The 1367-nt window shown below is 59.5% G+C and carries 1 protein-coding gene; it reads right to left on the minus strand.

Annotation, left to right across the window (positions count from 1 at the left end; all coding sequences use genetic code 11):
* Positions 1–251 precede the first annotated feature (251 nt).
* Positions 252–1271 (minus strand): IS110 family transposase, encoded by a 1020-nt coding sequence (locus Q0816_RS25880; RefSeq protein WP_298856189.1) that lies wholly within the window; start codon positions 1269–1271, stop codon positions 252–254.
* Positions 1272–1367 lie beyond the last annotated feature (96 nt).

Raw genomic sequence — 1367 nt, forward strand, 5'->3', positions numbered from 1 at the left:
TGTGTGGGTGGCGCCTGCATTGCAAGTGTTTTCTGCGTTGATGGCGGCGGTCCGTCAGTACCGTCGTGTGTTCGGCCTGTTGACGCAGCCAGTGTTGTCGACTGCTGGCCTTGATGAGTTCCGCAAGCGAGGTTCCTATCGGGAATACGACCTCTGAGGGCCGCGACTTTCGTCGGAGTGTCCTGGCTTTTGGTTGACTTACATCCGCATCATCACATCAAACGTCTTGCATTTCTGGCAGGTCGATCCGATCAGGCGGCCGGCTGCCGATATTCCTGTTGTTTCGTCAGTATCGCCCAGATGATCCGAGCGCTCTTGTTGGCCATCGCGACCGTCGCCAACCGAAACGGTTTCTCGGCGAGGATCCTGGCGCTCCAGATATCTATGCGCTCCGGATGCTTCCTGCCCATCAGCGCACGGGATGTCATGCCGGTGATCAGGAGCTTTCGGATGTAACGGTCGCCCTTCTTGGTGATCTTGCCGAGCTTTTCCTTTCCACCGCTGGACTTGTTGAGTGGCGTCAGGCCCAGCCACGCCGCTAGATCGCGGCCAGTCCGAAATTGCTTAGCATCGCCGACGGTCGCCACAATGGCGGAGGCGGTAATCGGGCCGACGCCAGGCATGCGCATCAGGCGCCGGGCACTGGCATCCAGCAGCGCATGCTTCTCGATCATCTTTGAATAGCCTTCAACGCGCTCGTGAACGCCAAGAAACTGGTAGCAGACCGTGCCGAGAATGCCGCTTGCCAGATCGGGCATGCCGGGCCGTTCCCCTTCAAGGTGGCGTTTGGCGAAAGCAATCACAGCCTCGATCCCGCTCCGCAGCACATGGCCGAATTCACGCAGAAGGCTTCGGATCATATTCGCCAGCTGCGTGCGCTGCCGGACCGCGAGATCCCGGGTGCGGTGCAGCGCCAGGATCGCCTGCTGGTCTTCGGATTTCACTTCGACGAAGCGCATCGTCGGGCGGCGCACGGCTTCGCAGATCGCCTCGGCATCAGCGGCGTCGGTCTTGCCGCGCTTTACATAGGGTTTGACATAGGCTGCTGGCATCAGGCGGACGTCATGACCCAGCCTGCTGAGTTCACGGCCCCAATAGTGGGCGGAACCGCAGGCTTCCATGCCGACAACACAGCGCGGAAGTGTCTCGAAAAACGCAAGCAGCTTCGGGCGCTTGATCTTCTTGTTGAATATTTTGCGGCCAGCGGCCGAAATTCCATGAACCTGGAACACGTCCTTGGCCAGATCCAGTCCAACTGTTTTAACTGTCATTGGGTGGCTCCTTTCTTAGCAGTTGGTAACAACTGCAGTATGGCGCATCGCGACGCCGGTGGAGCAGGAGCCACCCACTCCATCCGGATTGGGCCG

Origin of the sequence: uncultured Ruegeria sp., assembly GCF_947497005.1 — a bacterium.
Taxonomy (GTDB): Bacteria; Pseudomonadota; Alphaproteobacteria; order Rhodobacterales; family Rhodobacteraceae; genus Ruegeria.

Excerpts from the sequence above, each read along its gene's own strand:
- Q0816_RS25880 (WP_298856189.1), bottom strand. The coding sequence starts at position 1,271 with ATGACAGTTAAAACAGTTGGACTGGATCTGGCCAAGGACGTGTTCCAG.